At 69.1% G+C, this 14,501-nt stretch carries 15 protein-coding genes and 1 tRNA gene; 10 read left to right on the top strand and 6 right to left on the bottom strand.

Features of this window, described 5'->3' with window-relative positions:
- Positions 1 to 22: 22 nt before the first annotated feature.
- Positions 23 to 2,449 (bottom strand): ATP-dependent DNA ligase, encoded by a 2,427-nt coding sequence (locus O1W71_RS03020; RefSeq protein ID WP_269266480.1) that lies wholly within the window; start codon positions 2,447 to 2,449, stop codon positions 23 to 25.
- A 61-nt stretch (positions 2,450 to 2,510) separates the two neighbouring features.
- Between O1W71_RS03020 and ku the strand changes: the two genes are divergently transcribed.
- Entirely contained in the window at positions 2,511 to 3,488 is a 978-nt protein-coding gene (gene ku, locus O1W71_RS03015) for a non-homologous end joining protein Ku (RefSeq protein ID WP_269266479.1), read from the top strand.
- Here ku and O1W71_RS03010 read toward each other — a convergent pair whose 3' ends face one another.
- From O1W71_RS03010 to O1W71_RS02990, 5 genes are all read right to left on the bottom strand, one after another.
- Positions 3,489 to 4,310 (bottom strand): DedA family protein, encoded by an 822-nt coding sequence (locus O1W71_RS03010; RefSeq protein WP_269266478.1) that lies wholly within the window; start codon positions 4,308 to 4,310, stop codon positions 3,489 to 3,491. It lies immediately after the preceding gene.
- 51 nt (positions 4,311 to 4,361) lie between these two features.
- Positions 4,362 to 4,443: transfer RNA gene (locus O1W71_RS03005), tRNA-Leu, on the bottom strand.
- 179 nt (positions 4,444 to 4,622) lie between these two features.
- Positions 4,623 to 5,456, bottom strand: a complete 834-nt coding sequence (locus O1W71_RS03000) for a formate/nitrite transporter family protein (protein WP_269266477.1) — start codon at positions 5,454 to 5,456, stop codon at positions 4,623 to 4,625.
- 78 nt (positions 5,457 to 5,534) lie between these two features.
- Complete coding sequence (locus O1W71_RS02995) at positions 5,535 to 6,587, bottom strand: methionine synthase (RefSeq protein WP_269266476.1); 1,053 nt, start codon at positions 6,585 to 6,587, stop codon at positions 5,535 to 5,537.
- Positions 6,588 to 6,602: 15 nt separating this feature from the next.
- The gene (locus O1W71_RS02990) at positions 6,603 to 7,646 is read right to left on the bottom strand and encodes a putative oxygenase MesX (protein WP_269266776.1); all 1,044 of its coding nucleotides are present in this window, start codon (positions 7,644 to 7,646) and stop codon (positions 6,603 to 6,605) included.
- 118 nt (positions 7,647 to 7,764) lie between these two features.
- Between O1W71_RS02990 and O1W71_RS02985 the strand changes: the two genes are divergently transcribed.
- The 9 genes from O1W71_RS02985 to O1W71_RS02945 all read left to right on the top strand — a co-directional run bounded on the left by O1W71_RS02985 (position 7,765) and on the right by O1W71_RS02945 (position 14,476).
- Positions 7,765 to 8,706, top strand: coding sequence for a LysR family transcriptional regulator (locus tag O1W71_RS02985; protein WP_269266475.1), 942 nt, complete (start codon positions 7,765 to 7,767; stop codon positions 8,704 to 8,706).
- 95 nt (positions 8,707 to 8,801) lie between these two features.
- Entirely contained in the window at positions 8,802 to 9,977 is a 1,176-nt protein-coding gene (locus O1W71_RS02980; protein ID WP_442923674.1) for a CpaF family protein, read from the top strand.
- Positions 9,974 to 10,837, top strand: coding sequence for a type II secretion system F family protein (locus O1W71_RS02975; RefSeq protein ID WP_269266474.1), 864 nt, complete (start codon positions 9,974 to 9,976; stop codon positions 10,835 to 10,837). The genes O1W71_RS02980 and O1W71_RS02975 overlap by 4 nt, the downstream gene beginning before the upstream one ends.
- On the top strand, positions 10,834 to 11,751 hold the full coding sequence (locus O1W71_RS02970; protein WP_269266473.1) for a type II secretion system F family protein: 918 nt from the start codon (positions 10,834 to 10,836) through the stop codon (positions 11,749 to 11,751). The genes O1W71_RS02975 and O1W71_RS02970 overlap by 4 nt, the downstream gene beginning before the upstream one ends.
- Before the next feature lie 30 nt (positions 11,752 to 11,781).
- Entirely contained in the window at positions 11,782 to 11,970 is a 189-nt protein-coding gene (locus O1W71_RS02965) for a hypothetical protein (protein WP_023951124.1), read from the top strand.
- A 1-nt stretch (position 11,971) separates the two neighbouring features.
- Positions 11,972 to 12,358, top strand: a complete 387-nt coding sequence (locus O1W71_RS02960) for a TadE/TadG family type IV pilus assembly protein (protein WP_269266472.1) — start codon at positions 11,972 to 11,974, stop codon at positions 12,356 to 12,358.
- Positions 12,333 to 12,794 (top strand): TadE family protein, encoded by a 462-nt coding sequence (locus O1W71_RS02955; RefSeq protein ID WP_269266471.1) that lies wholly within the window; start codon positions 12,333 to 12,335, stop codon positions 12,792 to 12,794. Before O1W71_RS02960 ends, O1W71_RS02955 begins: the two co-directional genes overlap by 26 nt.
- A complete protein-coding gene (locus tag O1W71_RS02950; RefSeq protein ID WP_269266470.1) occupies positions 12,791 to 13,207 on the top strand; it encodes a pilus assembly protein TadG-related protein in 417 nt (138 codons plus the stop codon). The genes O1W71_RS02955 and O1W71_RS02950 overlap by 4 nt, the downstream gene beginning before the upstream one ends.
- Before the next feature lie 96 nt (positions 13,208 to 13,303).
- Positions 13,304 to 14,476, top strand: coding sequence for a SpoIIE family protein phosphatase (locus O1W71_RS02945; RefSeq protein ID WP_269266469.1), 1,173 nt, complete (start codon positions 13,304 to 13,306; stop codon positions 14,474 to 14,476).
- Positions 14,477 to 14,501: the final 25 nt, after the last annotated feature.

Raw genomic sequence — 14,501 nt, 5'->3', positions numbered from 1 at the left:
GGGGCTAGGCCGACGGGCGAGCCTAGCCGTCGTCGCGGCGGACGTCGCCGGGCGCTCGATCCGGCCGCAGGCCGCGCCACCGGGCATGGCGCAGGATGCCGCCGGGGGTGAACTCGGCGAACTCGACCTCGCCGACGAGCTCGGGTCGCACCCACAGCGCATCGGATGCGTCGGCCGCTGGGACACCCACGAACGGATTCCGATCGGTGCGGAGCGGGTCGAGGGCCGCGGTGAGCCGTGTCAGCTCGGCATCCGAGAACCCTGACCCCACGCGGCCGGCGTACCGGAGCGCCCCGTCGTCGTCGGGGATGCCCAGCAGCAGCGACCCGATGCCGCCCCGTCGGGCGCCCTTGCCCGGCCGGATGGCACCGACGACGACGTCCTGCGTTTGCGTCAGCTTGACCTTGAGCCACTCTTCGGTGCGGACGCCGATGCGATAGCGGGACGACGGGTCTTTGACGACCGCGCCCTCGAGATCGAGCTGGCGGGCCACGGTGAGCGCAGCGTCGAGGTCATCCGCCACCGGCGGCACGGCCAGCGGAGGCCGTGCTCGCGCCGAGGCGGACTCGAGCAGGCGACGACGTTCCCGCAGTGGGAGATCAGTGACATCACGGTCGCCGTGGCGCAGCAGGTCGAAGACGAAGAAGTCGGCCGGAGTCCGAGCCGGTTCTCGGGCGATCTCGCGGGCCTTGGTGAGGTGCATCCGGTTCTGCAGGAGCGGGAAGCTCGGCCGGCCCGCCTCGTCGAGCGCGACGATCTCACCGTCGAGGACGAGGGCCATGTCGCCCAAGCCGAGATCGGCATCTGCGTCGGTGAGCTCGGGGTAGCGTGCGGTGATGTCGGTACCGCTTCGCGCGTACAACCGCATCCGCTTGCCGTCCCAGAAGGCGATCGCCCGGACTCCGTCCCACTTGAACTCGACCCAGGGACCCCACCGTTCCGCGGCCGCGCGGGCAGGCCCGGTCGACGAGGAGACGGCCAGCATGGGCGGCACCGGACCCGCCGCGCCCAGCGACGACGCCGCTGTCTCGAATGCTGGAGAACCGGGGCTCGCCGCGCCTGCCGCATCCGCGACGTCGGTTTTCATCCGGTGCAGCAGCCACTGCGACTTCTCACCCGACCCGCCGGTGCGGATGAGCACGAGGCGCGCATCGGCTGCCCCTCCGCCGTTCGTGCTTCGAAGCGTGAAGATGATCTCGTCGTCGCGCCACTTCTCGAGGTCGTAGAGACCGGTGTCCCAGATGGTCATCGTTCCCGCGCCGTATTCGCCGGCCGGGATCTCGCCGTGGAAGGTCAGGTACTCCATCGGGTGCGGCTCGGTCATCACGGCGAGATGGTTGCGGTCCGGTGTCTCCGGGATGCCGCGCGGCACGGCCCAGCTGACGAGTACGCCATCCCGCTCCAGTCGCAGGTCGTAGTGGAGGCGGCGAGCATGATGCTCCTGGATGACGAACCGGGGTTTGCCGGCGGAGCCGGTACCCGGAACCCCCGACGCACTCACCGACACCGCCTCGGGCATCGGCTCGGGAGTGCGGTCCGCGGAGCGCTTGGCGAGGTAGGGCGCGAGCGGTGCCGTCCGCCGGGGCGCGAGGGGCGTCAGCAGGTCGCCGAGGTCACGGGCGCGCTCGAGCATCTCGTCGAAGCGCAGATGGCGCAGGTCGGGGTCGTCCAGCTCGTCCCACGTCCGTGGTGCGGCCACTGTCGGCTCGTCGCGGCCACGCAGTGAGTAGGGAGCGATGGTGGTCTTAGAGCCGTTGTTCTGGCTCCAGTCGAGGAAGATCTTGCCCGCCCGGGCGCTGCGGGTCATCTGGCTGATGACGAGGTCGGGGTGGTCGGCCTCGAGCGCCCGGGCGAGCTCCTTGGCGAACGCGGAGGCCTGCTCGCTCGTCTGCGCGCCGGCGAGCGGAGCGTACAGATGGATGCCCTTGCTGCCGCTCGTGACGGGGAACAACTCCATGCCCATGTCCGACAGGATGCTGCGCACCCACCGCGCCACCTCGGCGCACTCGGCCAGGCCGACGCCGGGGCCGGGATCGAGGTCGAGGACGAGCCGGTCGGGGGCGCCGCGTTCGCCGGCGTCGGTGAAGCGCCACTGCGGGACGTGCAGCTCGAGGCTCGCCACCTGTGCGAGGTAGACGAGCGAGGCGACCTCTTCGACGAGGGGGTAGTCCTTCGACCCGCTGGAGTGATCGATCGGCAGGCGGGGGAGCCACGACGGGGCGCCGGGCTCGAGGGCCTTCGCGAAGAAGTCCGGCTGCTCGACGCCCTCGGGCCAGCGTTTGCGTGTCACCGGGCGCCGGTCGAGATGCGGCAGCATCAGCGGCGCGATGCGCGAGAAGTAGTCGATCACCTCGCCCTTCGTGGTGCCCGTTCTCGGGTACAGCACCTTGTCGAGGTTCGACAGGCGCAGCCGGCGGCCGTCGACCTGGACCGTCTGCTCTCCTGCCATGCCGACAGGCTATTGCGCCACCCGCTGGCGTCGGTGAGGGGTTGCGGTGTGTACTTCGTGCATGAGATCGATCTGGAAAGGCGCCCTCACCTTCGGGCTCGTCAATGTGCCGGTGAAGGTCTACTCGGCGACCGAGGACCACGACGTGCCGCTGCACCAGGTGCACAACGCCGACGGCGGGCGTATCCGCTACCAGCGCATCTGCGAGATCGACGGCGAGGTCGTGCCCTACGCCGACATCGATCGCGCCTACGACGACGGCGAGCAGACCGTCGTGCTCACGAAAGAGGATCTGGCGTCGTTGCCCTCCGAGCGGAGCCGCGAGATCGACGTCGTCGAGTTCGTGCCGAGCGATCAGATCGACCTGCTCACGCTCGACAAGGCGTACTACCTCGAGCCCGACTCCTCCTCGCCGAAGTCGTACGTCCTGCTCCGCAAGACGCTCGAGCAGACCGACCGGACCGCGATCGTGCGGTTCTCCTTGCGGCAGAAGACGCGGCTCGCCGCGCTGCGCGTGCGGGGTGATGTGCTTGTGCTGCAGACGCTGCTGTGGGCCGACGAAGTTCGGGAGGCGGCGTTCCCCGCCCTCGACGAGTCTGTGCGCATTTCGGCGAAGGAGCTCGAGATGTCGGCATCCCTCGTCGAGAGCTTCTCGAGCGACTTCGATCCCGAGGCGTTCACGGACGAGTACCAGGAGGAGCTGCGGACGCTCATCGACGCCAAGCTCGAGAAGGGCGACGCCCTCGACACCTCGGAGACCTTCGGTGAGAAGGCCGAGAAGGAGGGCGGCGAGGTCATCGATCTGATGGAGGCGCTGCGGGCGAGTGTCGAGCGCAGCCGTGCGGCGCGTGGCGGGGGCTCGAAGACGTCGGACGGCGGCGACGCGAGGCGCTCCGGCACGAAGACGGACGCGAAGAAAGGCACCGCGAAGAGCGCCGCGAAGAAGGACACGGACGAGAAGGCTCCCGCGAAGAAGGCTCCCGCGAAGAAGCCGGCCGAGAAGAAGGCTCCGGCGAAGAAGAGCGCGAAAGCCTCCTGATCAGCTCCGCGGGTCGGTGCGCCGGTCGGTGTCGGTCGTGGACCCGTCGGGGCGGTGCGCGTGCGGAGCGCCGTGGCCGTGCTCGCGGAAGACCTCCGGGTCGAGCACGAGCTCGCGCGCCTCGTCGGCGTCGGTGTATTCGTCGGGCCCCGCGGCCATCTCCTTCTTCGCCTTGCGCTTCTCGGCGAAGTAGTGCCACACGATGAAGAAGACGGTGCCGACGACGGCCGCGAGCAGGATGACGTCGATGTACTTCGCGACGAACTCGCCGACGCCGGGAATGAGGCTCACGAGGTAGCCGATCACGGTCAGGCCGAAGCCCCAGATGACGGCCCCGATGAGGTTGTAGAGCGAGTACCGATGCCACGGCATCTTGCCGACACCGGCGGCGACGGGCGCGAACGTGCGGACGATGGGCACGAAGCGGGCGAGGATGACGGTGACGCCGCCGTATCGCTCGAAGAACGCGTTCGTGCGCTCGACGTTGCGGCGACTGAACAGGCCCGATTCCTTGCGCTCGAAGACGGCGGGACCGCCCTTGCGACCGATCACGTAGCCCACCTCACCGCCGAGGAAGGCCGATAATCCGATCAGGAGACCGACGATCCAGACGTTGATCCCGAAGACTCCGTGGGGTGCGTGCGTGACCGGGTTCGACAGCAGGCCGGCCATGATCAGCAGCGTGTCGCCGGGAAGCAGGAAGCCGACGAGCAGTCCCGTCTCGGCGAAGATGATGAAGCACACCACGAGCAGAGCCCACGGACCCGCCGCGCTGATGATGGTGGCGGGGTCGAGCCAGGGGATGAGGGCGATCTGATGCACGAGTTTCCCGTCGGGAGAGGATGACGCGAGGGCGGGCGAACGCCCGATCCGTGCGGAAGGTGGGACTTGAACCCACACGCCGTGAGGCACAGGAACCTAAATCCTGCGTGTCTGCCAATTCCACCACTCCCGCGGACGGGTTCAGTCTAGGCGTCAGCGATAAGCGAATCCGTCCGGATAACCCCCGAATTCGCCGAGACGGCGAAGCGACCACGGTGCACCGGCGCACGTGGCCGCCTCAGTGGGTGCGCACACCCGAACCGCGCGCCAGGGCCTTCGCGTCGAGCGACGATGTCCGACCTCGCTGAGCCGCTATGGCGTGCGGGACGCTCCCGGCCTCGCTGAAAGGAGCGACGCCGGGGCTTCAGCGAGTCGCGGGGAGCCGCCGACGAACCAGTACCCGGCGCCGACGACGAGCCCGCCGCCGACGAGGTTCCCGGCGCCGACGAGCAGCAGGTTGAGGGCGAAGCCGCCCACGGTCGCCGACGGGTCGCCGGAGAGCAGACCGATCGTGAACGTGGTCATGTTCGCCACGACGTGCTCGAAGCCGGAGGTGATGAACGCGAGGATCGCGGCGAACACGACCAGGATGCGGGCGGTCTCGCTGCTCAGCCGCACCGTCATCCAGATCGCGACGCAGACGAGGACGTTGCACAGGATGCCGCGGGCGAACAGCTCGAACGGCGACTCATGGACCTTCGCAGCGAGCATGTCGGAGATCATCGCGCCGGCCGCAGCGTTGCTGTGCAGCACCCCCGACGCGACGATCAGCGCTCCGAATACGACCGATCCGACGAGGTTGGCGCCGAACGTCCACAGCATCGCCCCGGCAGCGCGCCCCCGCGGCACGGCCCTCATGAGCCCCGCCTGGGGGATCGTCATCATCGAGGAGGTCACGAGCTCGCCGCCCGCGATGACGACGATCGTCAGGGCGACCCCGAACACCAGTCCCGACACGAGCTTGCCCCAGCCCGAGCCCGCCGCGAAGAGGGGCCCGGCTGCCGTGACCATGAGCACGACCCCGACACCGATGTAGGCGCCGGCGAGCATGCCCGACACCGTGAAGCGAGCCGGGGAGCGCAGCCCGTCCGCCTTGTGTCGGCCGTTCTCGGCTTGAGCGGCGAGCGCCTCGGGGATCGTGAGCACGGGATCACCGTCCTTCCGCCGCCAGTGTGCGCTCGATGCGCGGGCGGAAAGGGGGCGGCGGGCCGGAGATAACCCCGGTCAGCGCGCGGCGAGCGCGCTCGGCTCGGAGACCTCGGCTCGGACGATGGCGGCCCCGGCCACCAGAGCGCTGATCTTGTCGTACGCGACAGTGCGGGGCAGCGGCGCCATGCCGCAGTTCGTGCTCGGGATCAGCTTGTCGGCGTCGACGAACGCGAGGGCGCGACGAAGGGTCTCGGCCACTTCATCCGGGGTCTCGATCTCGTGGCTGGCGACGTCGATGGCGCCGAGCATGACCTTCTTGCCTCGGATGAGCTCGATCAGCTCGACCGGAACACGCGAATGATGGCTCTCGAGCGAAATGACGTCGATGCTCGAGCGCTGCAGCAGCGGGAAGGACTCCTCGTACTGCCGCCACTCGGGGCCGAGCGTCGCCTTCCATTCGTTGTTCGCCGTGATGCCGTAGCCGTAGCAGATGTGCACCACCGTCTCGGCGCGCAGGCCCTCGGCTGCTCGCTCGAGCGCGGCGATGCCCCAGTCCTTCATCTCGTCGAAGAACACGTTGAACGCGGGCTCGTCGAACTGGATGATGTCGACGCCGGCGGCCTCGAGCTCGCGGGCCTCCTGGTTGAGGATCGTGGCGAACTCCCACGCGAGCTTTTCGCGGCTTGCGTAGTGGCGATCGGCCAGCGTGTCGATCATGGTCATGGGGCCGGGGAGCGCCCACTTGATGGGCCGGTCGGTCTGCTGTCGGAGGAAGGCCGCGTCATCGACGAACACCGGCCGGCGGCGGCTGACGGCGCCGACGACCGTGGGGACGCTCGCGTCGTAGCGGTCGCGAATGCGGACGGTCTCGCGCCGCTCGAAGTCGACACCGTCGAGGTGCTCGATGAAGGTCGTGACGAAGTGCTGGCGCGTCTGTTCGCCGTCGCTGATGATGTCGAGTCCGCGGCGCTCCTGCTCGTGAACGGCAGCGCGGAGGGCGTCGCGCTTTCCTTCGACGAGCACATCGCCGGTCAGCTCCCACGGCGACCACAGAACTTCGGGCTTGGCGAGCCAGGACGGCTTGGGCAGGCTGCCGACGGTGGACGCGGGCAAGAGGGTGTGCGACACGGATCGTCCTTCGTCTCAGCGGGTCAGCGCGGCCGGCACGGCCTCGGCGGTCGGGGCGGCGTAGCGGGCGGCCCAGCGGCTGAGGACCTGACGGTGGGGGGTCACGAAGTGCTCCTCGGCGTACTTGCCCTGCGTCGTGGCGAGCTGGCTGCGCTCGACCCGGTCGTAGGTGATGTCCGTCCGCACGAAGTCGTCACTCTCGAGGGTGGGCCGGTAGACCTCGCCGGCGGGCACGGTCGCGTTGTAGATCTCGGGCCGGTAGATCTTCTGGAACGTCTCCATCGTGCTGATCGTGCCGATCAGCTGCAGATCGGTGTAGTCGCCGAGCAGGTCGCCGCGGTGGTAGAACGCCAGCGGCGCGACGCTTCCGCGCGGCATGAAGTACCGCACCTGCAGCCCCATCTTCGCGAAGTACTCGTCCGTGAGCGAGAACGAGTCCTGCTCGTACTCGACGCCGAGGACCGGATGCCGGTTGCCGTTGCGCTGGTAGGTCCGGCTCGTCGACACGCTGATGCACACGACGGGCAACTGGGGGAACCGCTCGCGGTAGGCCTCGGACTCGAGGAAGTGCTGGAAGAGCTTCCCGTGGAGGTCGCCGAACCCATCCGGCACCGTGAACGCACCGGGCGTCTGCTGCGCGGACGGCAACAGGATGCTGAAGTCGTAGTCGCGCAGGTACGACGAGAAGTTGTTGCCGACGATGCCGTGGTGGCGCTCGCCGGTCTGCCGGTCGAGGATGTGGATGTCGAGCACCTCGAGCAACGGGAACTCGCGGTCGTCGGCAGCGTGCGTCGCCGCGTCCTCGGCGTCATCCTCGAACCGCAGGTTCGCCGAGACGATGTCGAGCTCGGCGGTGTAGCGGTCGCCCTCCGGGTTGTCGGTGCGGGCGAGGTCGTTCAGGCGAGCGTCGATCATCGAGAGCGCTGCGCGGAGGTTCTCCCGGCGGCGCTCGCCGCGGGCGAGGTTGGCGAAGTTCGTCGTGATCCGCGATGAGTCGGAGGGGGAGTAGTCCTCGTCGAAGCGAGTCGTCGAGATGCGGAACGTGAAGTCGTTCGCCATGAGCAGCCAATCGAGCGGAGCTCCGAGGAGCCATGCGGAAGATGTTGGCTCCATGGTGCGGGTAGAGGGAAGCCATCGGGTAATCCGCTGTCACTATCCTTTGCTATAGCCTGGGCCTATGGCCGGTCGTCGGAGCGGGATCACCCTGCAGCAGCTGCAGTACTTCATCGAGGTCGCCGCGGAGGGCTCGATCTCGGCGGCATCCGATCTGCTCTACGTCGCCCAGCCCACGATGTCTGCGGCCATGAAGGACCTCGAGGCGCGGGTCGGCCGCGATCTGCTGGTGCGGTCGGCCCGAGGCGTGACTCTCACCACCGACGGCGTCGAGTTCCTCGGATACGCCCGTCAGGTCGTCGAGCAGACCGAGCTGCTCGAGCAGCGCTACCTCGGGCGGCCGCCGTCGCGCCGGCTGCTCGGCGTCTCGACGCAGCACTACTCGTTCGCCGTCGACGCGTTCGTGCGGATGGTCAGGAGCACCGGAGCGCCCGAATACGAGTTCTCGCTGCGCGAGACCCGGACGTGGGACATCATCGAAGACGTCCGGACGCTGCGCAGCGAGCTCGGCATCCTGTTCCGCAACGACTTCAACCGGAACGTGATCGACAAGCTCTTGCGTGACTCGGGGCTGGCTTTTCACCCCTTGTTCGTCGCCGAGCCGCACATCTTCGTCTCGCGTCGGAACCCGCTCGCCTCGCGATCCCGAGCGACGCTGGATGACCTCGCCGACCTGCCCCGCCTGACCTTCGACCAGGGCGCGAACAACTCGTTCTACTTCGCCGAGGAGATCCTCTCGACGCTCTCGAGCAAGCAGGAGATCCGGGTGTCGGACCGCGCGACGATCTTCAACCTCATGATCGGCCTCGACGGCTACACGATCTCGACGGGCATCATCAGCGATGATCTCGATCCGGAGATCGTCGCGGTTCCTCTTGACGTCGACGAGCGCATCGAGATCGGCTGGATCGGCCGCACGGCCGTCCCGCTCACGGAACAGGCCCAGCGGTATCTCGGTGAGGTGCGGGCCGTCGTCGGAGGGTTCGGAATCGAGCTGCTCGGGTGAGGCTGGGGCGTCGCCGCAGGGAGCAATCACCGGCTGCTGGTCCGACCCTGTGGATAGTCGTCACCGCCTGACCGCATAGCGGCCACGATGCAGGGGTGAGCATTTCTCTCTCTTCCGCATCCGGAGCCGAGCCGCCTGACGTGCCGCCGGAGACGCGGATCGCGTGCCGTCTGCGCGATCGGCTGCGGTCCGAGGGCATCGATCCTGCTGAGCGCCCGGACGAGGTTGAGCGCGTTGCGGTCGCGGAGGTGCAGCGACACAACGATTTCGCTCTGGCACGCGGGCTCGAAGCGGTTGACGACGAGTCCGCTGCGGTGCGCCGCGTGCTGGCTTCCGTGGCCGGTTACGGCCCCTTGCAGGCGCTTCTGGACGACCCGAGTGTCGAGGAGCTGTGGATCAACGCTCCCGACCGCATCTTCGTCGCCCGAGGCGGACGGAGCGAGAGGGTCGCTTTGGCCCTGACCGAGGAGCAGGTGCGCGACCTGGTCGAGCGGATGCTGCACGCCAGCGGTCGCCGCGTCGACTTGAGTCAACCCTTCGCCGACGCGTCGCTTCCCGACGGTTCGCGGCTCCATGTCGTCATCCCCGACATCACGCGGCATTGGGCCGTCAACGTCCGCAAGTTCCTCCGCACGTTCCGCACGCTCGACGACCTGGTGGCGGTCGGGTCGGTGACCGTGGAGGCGGCGGACATCCTGCGCGCCGCGATCGCGAGCGGACGGAACATCATCGTGTCCGGGGCCACCCACGCGGGTAAGACGACCATGCTCAGCGCGTTGGTGGCAGCAAGCCCCGACGAGCAGCGCGTCGTCACGGTGGAGGAGACGTTCGAGCTATCCGTTGATCTGCCCGACGTCGTCGCACTGCAGGCCCGGCAGCCAAGCCTTGAGGGCGGGGGAGAAGTGACGCTGCGGCGCCTCGTGAAGGAGGCCCTGCGCATGCGACCCGACCGTCTCGTCGTGGGGGAGGTGCGCGATGCCGAAGCTCTCGACCTGCTCCTCGCTCTCAACACCGGCGTCCCCGCCGCCGCCACGGTGCACGCCAATTCCGCCGCGGACGCGCTGCGGAAGCTCTCGGCCCTCCCGCTACTAGCCGGCCGGAACATCGACGTCGAGTTCGTGCGTGACGCGCTCGCGGCATCCGTCGACATCGTGGTCCACTGCGAGCTCCTGGAATCGGGGCGCCGACGCATAGCCGAGATCGTCTCGCCCACCGGCGTGGTGATCGACGGTGTCATCGCGACCCGGTCGGTGTATCGGAGCCACGGGTGACCCTCCTCTGGGGCGCGACCCTCGGTGCGGGGCTCGTGCTCATCGTCGCGCCCTGGCTGTCGCCTCGTGAGGCGACGACACCGGCGACGTCCGCTCGCGCGCGCGGATTCGGCCGCGGCCTCCTCGAATCCGCAGGATTCGCGCATGCGCCGGTGAGCGGGCTCGGCGCCATATCGGTCGGGTCAGCAGCGCTCGCCGCCGCGGCTGCCTGGCTGGTGACCTCCCTCCCCGTCGTCGCCGCCGTCGCTGCCGGGGCAGGAGCGCTGCTGCCGACGGCCGGGCTGCGCTCGCGCGCCCGCCGACTTCGAAGAGCGCGCCGGGGGCTCTGGCCCGACGTCTGCGATCTGCTCGTCGCATCGGTTCGGGCCGGCATGCCGCTCGGTGACGCGGTCTCGTCGATCGCCGAGACCGGGCCGCCCGCCCTGCGACCCGCGTTCCGGGGCTTCGCGCGAGATCTCGCCGCGTCCGGTCATTTTGACACCAGTGCCGCGCGTCTGCAGACGGTTCTCGCAGACCCGGTGGCCGACCGCATCGTCGAGACCCTCCGGATGGCCCGGCAGGTCGGAGGGACTGAGCTGGTCCCGGTGCTCAGGGCGCTGTCGACGTCCGTCCGCACCGATGCGGCTCTCCGCGCCGAGGTGGAGGCACGCCAGTCGTGGATCCGAGGCGCAGCCGTGCTCGGATTGGTCGCTCCCTGGGTGGTGCTCACGCTCCTGGCGCTTCGACCTGAAGGGGCGCGTGCGTATGCCTCGGCGGAGGGAGCGATCCTCATCATCGTGGGCGCGGCGGTGTCGTTCCTCGCATACCGGGTCATGCTGCGGATCGGCAGGCTTCCCGAACCGCGGCGGTGGGTGCGGTGACCGGAGTGTCAGAGCTCGCCGTTGCCGTCGTGCTGGGCACGGCGCTCGCCGCCGGTGTGCTTCTCACGATCTCCGGAATGCCGCGATGGGTCGCGCCGCCTCTCGAGCGCAGGATTGCGCCCTATCTGCGCGACATCGCCGATCCGATCGGCCTGACCCCGCTCCATGCGGGCTCGTCGTGGCTCGCAGGCTGGCGGGAACGCACCACGCGGATGGGCGCGAAGCTGGGCGGCTCGGTAGCACTCCGCCGACGGCTCCTGCGGGCCGGCTGGGCGCTGACGCCCGAGAGGTTCCGTCTCCGGCAGCTGTTCGCGGGGGTCGGGGGACTCACGCTGGGCACCGCGCTGACGGTCGCCGTTGTGATACGCGGCGATGCCAACGGTGCCACGCTGCTGCTCCCGGTCGTCCTCGCTGCCGCCGGAATGCTCGGTCTCCACATGATGCTGGCCCAGGCCGCGGAGAAGAGGATGCGGCAGGTGCGAGAAGAGGTGCCCACGGTGCTGGAGTTCCTCGCGCTCTGCCTTTCTGCGGGCGAGAGCCTCAACGATGCGTTGCGCCGCGTCAGCGAGGTGGGTGCCGGCGAACTGACAGGACACCTGCGCGCTGCCGTCCTCGCCGCCGGGACCGGGTCGACCCTGACCGATGCCCTGCGTGACATGGCGCGTTCTCTCGAGGTGGCCAGCATCGATCGAGCGGTCGATCAGCTGGTCGGAGCGGTCGAACGCGGTGCTCCCTTGGCCCAGGTTCTGCAGACCCAGGCTGCCGATGCGCGGGAGGACGCGAAGCGCGTTCTGATCGAGCAGGCCGGGCGCAAGGAGATCCTCATGCTGCTTCCGCTGGTCTTCCTCGTGCTGCCTCTCTCGGTCCTGTTCGCGGTGTTCCCCGGCATCGGGATGCTGCGCCTGGGGCTGTGAACCACATTCAGAACGAAGAAAGGGAACGTGATGAGACGAACGGTCACGATGGTCCGAGGCGCGGCACGAGACCTCCGGGACGACGAGCAAGGCGACGTTCCCGGCTGGGTGCTCGTCACCCTGATGACGGCCGGGCTGGTCGTCGTCATCTGGGCGCTCGCCGGGCCCGCGCTGTCGAACCTGTTCGAGCAGGCCATCGCGCGAGTGTCCGGACTCTGACATGGCGTTCGCTCTCGACGACCGAGGGTCGAGTCCGGCGGAGTTCGTGATGGTCGGAGCGCTGCTCACCCTGCTGACCCTGGGGGTCATGCAGCTCGCTCTCGCCGTCTACGTCCGAGGGGTCGCTCACGACGCGGCGGTCGAAGGCGCGTATGACGCTGCACTCGCCGATGTGACCGACGCGGACGGAGCTGCGCGCGCCCGGGAGATCGTCGACCGGACGCTCGGGCCGGGGTTCGTGCAGGGCGTTCAGACACAGCGCACGGCAGTCGACGACGCGGCGATGGTGCAGGTGACGATGCGGCTCACCCTGCCGCTCGTCGGACTGATGGGCATCCCGGCAGCGTGGGAGGTGACTGCGCATGCGCCTGCGGACGACGGGGAGTGAGCAGCACCGTGCTGACGACGGATCGGCGTCCCTTGAGTTCCTGACCGCGGGACTCATCCTGCTCGTCCCCGTCGTATATCTGATCGTCTCCCTCGGCGTCGTTCAGTCGCACACGTTTGCGGCCCAGGCGGCAGCACGACACGTCGCCCGCGCGGTTGCGACAGCCACTGACGTAGCCCAGGCCGACACGCGCGCTGAAGCGATCACGCGCGCTATCGCCGCCGAGTACGGCATGGCAGCCGACGATCTCGCGCTCGCCGTCGAGTGTTCGGGCAGCGGTCCCTGCCCCCGAGCCGGTGAGATCGTTCGCGTCACCGCGCGCACCGACGCGGTGCTGCCGCTCGTGCCTCCCGTACTCGGCCTCGACCGGCTCGCCCGTGTTCCGATCGAGGCGACGGCGGTGCAACGGATGCCGCGCCTGTGGGGCACGCCATGAGGCGTCACCACCGGTTGGGCGACGAGGGGAGCGTGCTGCCGCTCACGCTCGGATACGCCCTGCTCGCGATCGTGCTCGTCCTCGTCAGCGCGGACGCGATGAGCCTGTATCTCGCCCACAAGCGGGCAGACACCGTCGCGGATGCCGCGGCCCTGGCGGCATCCGACGGATTCGCTTTCGTCGTCGAAGGCGGCTCACCGCGCGCGCTCCTCGACCCGGCTGATGTCCACGACCAGGCCGCCGAGGTCATCGCGGCAACCGGTGACGTGACGCTGGTCGAAGCCGGCACGCCCGATGGGCTGTCCGCGCGAGTCACCGTGGCGACGGTGTGGCATCCTCCCGTGTCGTCGATGTTCGTGCCCGACGGTGTGCGGATCGAGGCGACTGCGACGAGCCGGACCGTGCTGCGCTGAGTCCGCGAGGCGCAGCAATCGCGCAACCTCCTTCCCGGAGGAATCGGCGCTGGCTAGGGTCGGATGACCGGCTATGCGTGGAGGGGGAGCCCGCTCATGACCCAGCAACTCGATGTCAACGATGACGCGGTGACGCGCCTCGGTCTGATGGACACCGCCCCGGAGGAGCGCTTCGACCGCATCACGCGGCTCGCCCGCGAGATGTTCGACGTCGACTACGCCGTGGTCAATGTCGTGAACTCAGAGACGGTGTTCACGAAGTCGCAGCCGGCGGAGTCGGACTTCCGGCACACCCCGATCGAGGACTCGTTCTGCGGCGAGGCGGTCAAACAGCCAGCGGTGCTCGAGGTGCGCGACGGCCGCGCCGATCCGCGGTTCGCCGACCGCGCGATCGTGGCCGAGCACGGCATCCGCTTTTACGCGGGCTTCCCGATCCACACCGACGCGGGAGAGACCGTCGGCACACTCTGCCTGCTCGATACCTCGCCCCGTGATCTCAGCGACGCCGACCGCGACGCGTTCGAGCGGTTCGGCCTATGGGCGCAGGCCGAGATGCGCATGGACGATCCCGGTGCCTCCGGTGCCGGGCCCGTGCCTGCCCCGTCGGTCGCCCCGGCCGTGCGCGATGACCGTCTGGCGGCGGGGGAAGTTCGCCTGGCCGCCCTGGCGATCCCGTATGGGCAGGTCAGCGGCGACCGGAGCAGCTGGCAGCAGGTCGGAGACCGCATCATCGTCACCCTCGCCGACGTCATGGGCAAGGGTGAAGAGCCTGGCGGGTTCGCCGAGGAGCTGATCGGCGCGCTCCAACAGCGCGCTCACCTCGACCCTGTCGAGGCGATGCTCTCGGTCGAGGACTACGCCCGGCACGACAAGCGCTACCGCGAGACCTTCGCCACCCTGTTCCACGCGGTCATCGAGACCCGGAGCGGCCGCGTGGCTTATGTCGATGCGGGACACGGGCTCACGCTGCTACTCCGTGCCGACGGCACGAGCGAGCGCCTGAGCTCGCGCAACCTGCCGCTCGGCCTGCGCCCATCCGACGCCGAGTGGGAGGCGGGCGAGACCGTAGTCGGTCACGGCGACCTGATCGTCTCCGTCTCGGACGGGGCCCTCGACGCCTATGACTCCACGCTCGACAGCCTGCGTCTCATCGGCGAAGACCTCCGCCGCGCCAGCGAACCGGATGCCTTCTTCGACGAGCTGTCCATCCGCGTCTCCGAGCACGTCGTCGACGATGACGTGACGGCGGTGGTCATCTCGGTGCGCTGACGCACGACGCGGGCGCGCTCTGACC

It is taken from the genome of Microbacterium sp. H37-C3, assembly GCF_027157935.1.
In the GTDB taxonomy this organism is placed as follows: domain Bacteria; phylum Actinomycetota; class Actinomycetes; order Actinomycetales; family Microbacteriaceae; genus Microbacterium; species Microbacterium plantarum.
Note: the sequence above shows the minus strand (reverse complement) of the source record. Positions and strands in the feature narration are given on the sequence as shown.

Excerpts from the sequence above, each read along its gene's own strand:
- O1W71_RS02990 (WP_269266776.1), bottom strand. The coding sequence starts at position 7,646 with ATGGCGAACGACTTCACGTTCCGCATCTCGACGACTCGCTTCGACGAG.
- O1W71_RS02950 (WP_269266470.1), top strand. The coding sequence starts at position 12,791 with ATGAGGCGTCACCACCGGTTGGGCGACGAGGGGAGCGTGCTGCCGCTC.
- O1W71_RS02945 (WP_269266469.1), top strand. The coding sequence starts at position 13,304 with ATGACCCAGCAACTCGATGTCAACGATGACGCGGTGACGCGCCTCGGT.
- ku (WP_269266479.1), top strand. The coding sequence starts at position 2,511 with ATGAGATCGATCTGGAAAGGCGCCCTCACCTTCGGGCTCGTCAATGTG.
- O1W71_RS02960 (WP_269266472.1), top strand. The coding sequence starts at position 11,972 with ATGGCGTTCGCTCTCGACGACCGAGGGTCGAGTCCGGCGGAGTTCGTG.
- O1W71_RS02965 (WP_023951124.1), top strand. The coding sequence starts at position 11,782 with ATGAGACGAACGGTCACGATGGTCCGAGGCGCGGCACGAGACCTCCGG.
- O1W71_RS02985 (WP_269266475.1), top strand. The coding sequence starts at position 7,765 with ATGGCCGGTCGTCGGAGCGGGATCACCCTGCAGCAGCTGCAGTACTTC.
- O1W71_RS02955 (WP_269266471.1), top strand. The coding sequence starts at position 12,333 with ATGCGCCTGCGGACGACGGGGAGTGAGCAGCACCGTGCTGACGACGGA.
- O1W71_RS03020 (WP_269266480.1), bottom strand. The coding sequence starts at position 2,449 with ATGGCAGGAGAGCAGACGGTCCAGGTCGACGGCCGCCGGCTGCGCCTG.